General features: G+C 36.6%; 7 protein-coding genes. All 7 read right to left on the bottom strand.

The features are described 5' to 3' along the window. Window positions 1–72 precede the first annotated feature (72 nt). Entirely contained in the window at window positions 73–279 is a 207-nt protein-coding gene (locus PHY73_08825) for a hypothetical protein (GenBank protein MDD3375805.1), read from the bottom strand. Window positions 280–301: 22 nt separating this feature from the next. After that, the gene (locus tag PHY73_08820) at window positions 302–703 is read right to left on the bottom strand and encodes a hypothetical protein (protein ID MDD3375804.1); all 402 of its coding nucleotides are present in this window, start codon (window positions 701–703) and stop codon (window positions 302–304) included. 127 nt (window positions 704–830) lie between these two features. Continuing rightward, complete coding sequence (locus PHY73_08815) at window positions 831–1,247, bottom strand: hypothetical protein (GenBank protein ID MDD3375803.1); 417 nt, start codon at window positions 1,245–1,247, stop codon at window positions 831–833. Window positions 1,248–1,327: 80 nt separating this feature from the next. Beyond that, complete coding sequence (locus PHY73_08810; GenBank protein MDD3375802.1) at window positions 1,328–1,558, bottom strand: hypothetical protein; 231 nt, start codon at window positions 1,556–1,558, stop codon at window positions 1,328–1,330. Window positions 1,559–1,664: 106 nt separating this feature from the next. Then, window positions 1,665–1,934 carry a hypothetical protein gene (locus PHY73_08805; protein ID MDD3375801.1) on the bottom strand — a complete coding sequence of 90 codons (270 nt, stop codon included), beginning with the start codon at window positions 1,932–1,934 and terminating at the stop codon, window positions 1,665–1,667. Between the two features lie 127 nt (window positions 1,935–2,061). After that, a complete protein-coding gene (locus tag PHY73_08800; protein ID MDD3375800.1) occupies window positions 2,062–2,373 on the bottom strand; it encodes a hypothetical protein in 312 nt (103 codons plus the stop codon). Window positions 2,374–2,402: 29 nt separating this feature from the next. Further along, window positions 2,403–2,847 (bottom strand): hypothetical protein (locus PHY73_08795; GenBank protein ID MDD3375799.1); only part of this gene is annotated, 445 nt, incomplete at its 5' end.

The raw sequence follows: 2,847 nt of genomic DNA, 5'->3' as shown, positions 1-2,847 counted from the left end.
CCCGCAATATAAAACACAAGGCGTGTCAAATCGTGACACGCCTTATAAGAAATATGGAATATTTTGATTCCCTTAAAATCCGGTAGCAATAACGCCGATGCTGACCTTCCCGCCGGTTCTTTCCGAAAGGACCGGGAAAATTATGTTCGCCCCTTCGCTGATTACCTCATAAAAACTCTCCACCGCAGAATTAAGTTCTTCAAAACCGGCTTCTTCCCCGCCCGAACCTCTGTTTATACAAACCAGCAGCCTCTTTGCATTTGCGATCTTATCTTTCATCGAACTTTTCCGGATCAACTCTTTAGCCATCTCCGCAAGATTTCCCGCTTGATAATCTTTCTCGGAATATGCAAAATAACCGATCCCGCCGCAATGGATCACCCACATAATCTCCTATCAAAGTTTTTACAGCCTGATCAGCCTCAACTTCGGAGGATACGCAGATCACAGTGTCGTAACATATCGAAAACACAGAATCCGGCTCATCCGCAGTAATGATAACTCCGACAGTAAACCGTACTTTGGCAGACGCAGCCATTCCCGCCATATAACCCACGAAAACAAGCTGATCTTCGCTTTCTGCATTAAAACGAACTATCAATAGATCTGTACCGTCTATACTGTCTGGAATTGCATCGCAAGTAGCATTTAGCGATAATATCTTTGCATGCTTAACTTCATCAATGGTTTTTTCTTCCAACATTTTCTTACTCCTATAGAATTGAATTTTTTGAGCTTATTTTGTAGCTGCACTAAAAGAGTATAAGGGTTATGACCGACGCCACGGACGGTTTCAGCAAAGATTACTTTTTTATACTGATATAAATAGGCTATAAATTCTGCTTAAGAGCTATTTTAGCAAAAAGTTCTTTGTAGTTAACTTGGTCCGTAATATTAACAACAGTGCCGTTGACCATCGTAATGCCAATTTTATTCCTGTCAATATAGTCAGTTGGATTTTCATCTTTATCAATATCCGTTTTCCACAGCCAGTTAACGTCTACCCAGTGTTCTATTGGTAACGTATCTACGAAATCGTGTCCTTGAAATTTTGTCACTACTGCACCAACTGCAATTACTCTATTTTGATTGTGATACAACAAGACGAGATCACCTGATTCAATTTTGTCAACAGTTTGCCCTCTTGAATAAAATGCTGACGCTTTGTTTTGGCGTAGCATGTACTTGTACGCATGTGGATTGCCATTCTCTTCTTTTGAATTTGTGTTTACAAGCCATGTTTTCATAATTTCCTCATTTTTCATTATTTTTATTCCACTTACAAATTTGCCAATATTACAACTTGTCTCCTACCCGATCGTGTAAATTAAATAATATCTCTTAAGCATTTATCATTTTCACAATCAAAGTCTTCACAGTCATCACAATTACCATCGCAATACGCACTTTTTTCAATTTCCCACCAATCATTTTTTAGTTTTTTAACGCATTCTTCGCAATAATATCCACTTTCAGCATCTTCCGGTAATTCGCCATCTTTGTCAGAATAAAAAGTAACATCTTCTTTTGAAGTTTGACATTTTTCACATTTTTTCAATTGACTCTCCATGTTAAATATATTTGCCCTCTCTATCCTACTTTCAATTCTACATTTAAAAATGTCAGCAACGCTGCTGAATTTTGAAGCTCTTACATTTCATATTTCACTTCCCCTCCTTCCTAGTGGTATCAAATTCACCCCATCCCTCTTCTCTGGCTTGATTTATAAGATTGCTAGCTTTTTCAATAGAAGGTATCCTCGCTTGGCCTCTTGAAGGTTGCAGATTGCCTTTTTCATTTCTCCAAATAAACCTATACCCATTTTCACTTCTTCCATCATCATAGACATATAAACACCATTGAAAACAAAGATTCCAATCGTTCGCGTCTCGTTGATCTTTTTTTGGTACCTCTTTAATCACTTGCACTCTCATGGTCGCCTCCTGTTTTTTTTAATAGAAAATTTTACACAAAATCACATAAGCAATATATGACACATGTGACAGATGTGCAAGTGTTATTTTATTCTTTTTCTTTTTTATTGAAATTATCTTTAATATTTTACGAAATGTGTCTCTCGCTAATCTTTTTGAAATTTTCATCGTATGTGGCAAGATAGGAATTTCTTACAAAGTTGATCGTACTGCCGACAGCGCTCTTAAATTCACCAACAGTACCTTGAAAAGCATCTTTTATTTTTTTACCGTTCTCATCGTATGTAGTGTAGTAACTTCCCTTAAAAAAAACTATAAAGTTAGTGCCTATTCCACATAATTCACCAACAGTTCCTTCAAAGATATCTTTGATTTTCTTTCCGTTTTCATCAAAAACTTGGTAGTAGCTTCCTTTTAGTTGCACATCGGAAATTGACATGATTTTCTCCCATTTTTTTTTTTTTACAATTACCTTATCTTCTCGTAATGCTCTTTTATTATTCTGGCGATTTTCTTTCTTCTTGAGATAAGAAATTCTTGATAGTCCAAATCGAAGAAATTGTAGGGGACTCCGTGTTTTATCATAGAATCTTCGAGTTCAGCTTCTTTACCGCTAAAATAGTTGTCTTTCATCTGCGTGTAGTATGTCTTGGGATCGGTATCTAATATCTTGATATTATCGAGATATTCAAGATAAGTTAAATTTGCGATCTGGTTTATTACAGGCAGATCATATTTCTTTCTTTTAAGATACTCTTTCGGAAAAATGTGATGCTTTTCCAGAGCGCTTTTCTTTACTTTTATTGTCGGGTCGTACAGATCACTTACTTTTTTGCCTGAAAACAAAGCGCAGGCTCCGTTATAGATCAGGCTTGAAAAGAATGCATTCGCAACCGGGCTGATCGTATTTGAA

This window comes from Candidatus Omnitrophota bacterium (assembly GCA_028693815.1).
Lineage (GTDB): Bacteria > Omnitrophota > Gorgyraeia > Zapsychrales > Aceulaceae > Aceula.
Note: the sequence above shows the minus strand (reverse complement) of the source record. Positions and strands in the feature narration are given on the sequence as shown.

Bases quoted from the DNA above. Each gene is read 5' to 3' on its own strand.
- PHY73_08825 (MDD3375805.1), bottom strand. From the start codon at position 279: ATGAAAGATAAGATCGCAAATGCAAAGAGGCTGCTGGTTTGTATAAAC.
- PHY73_08820 (MDD3375804.1), bottom strand. From the start codon at position 703: ATGTTGGAAGAAAAAACCATTGATGAAGTTAAGCATGCAAAGATATTA.
- PHY73_08815 (MDD3375803.1), bottom strand. From the start codon at position 1,247: ATGAAAACATGGCTTGTAAACACAAATTCAAAAGAAGAGAATGGCAAT.
- PHY73_08805 (MDD3375801.1), bottom strand. From the start codon at position 1,934: ATGAGAGTGCAAGTGATTAAAGAGGTACCAAAAAAAGATCAACGAGAC.
- PHY73_08800 (MDD3375800.1), bottom strand. From the start codon at position 2,373: ATGTCAATTTCCGATGTGCAACTAAAAGGAAGCTACTACCAAGTTTTT.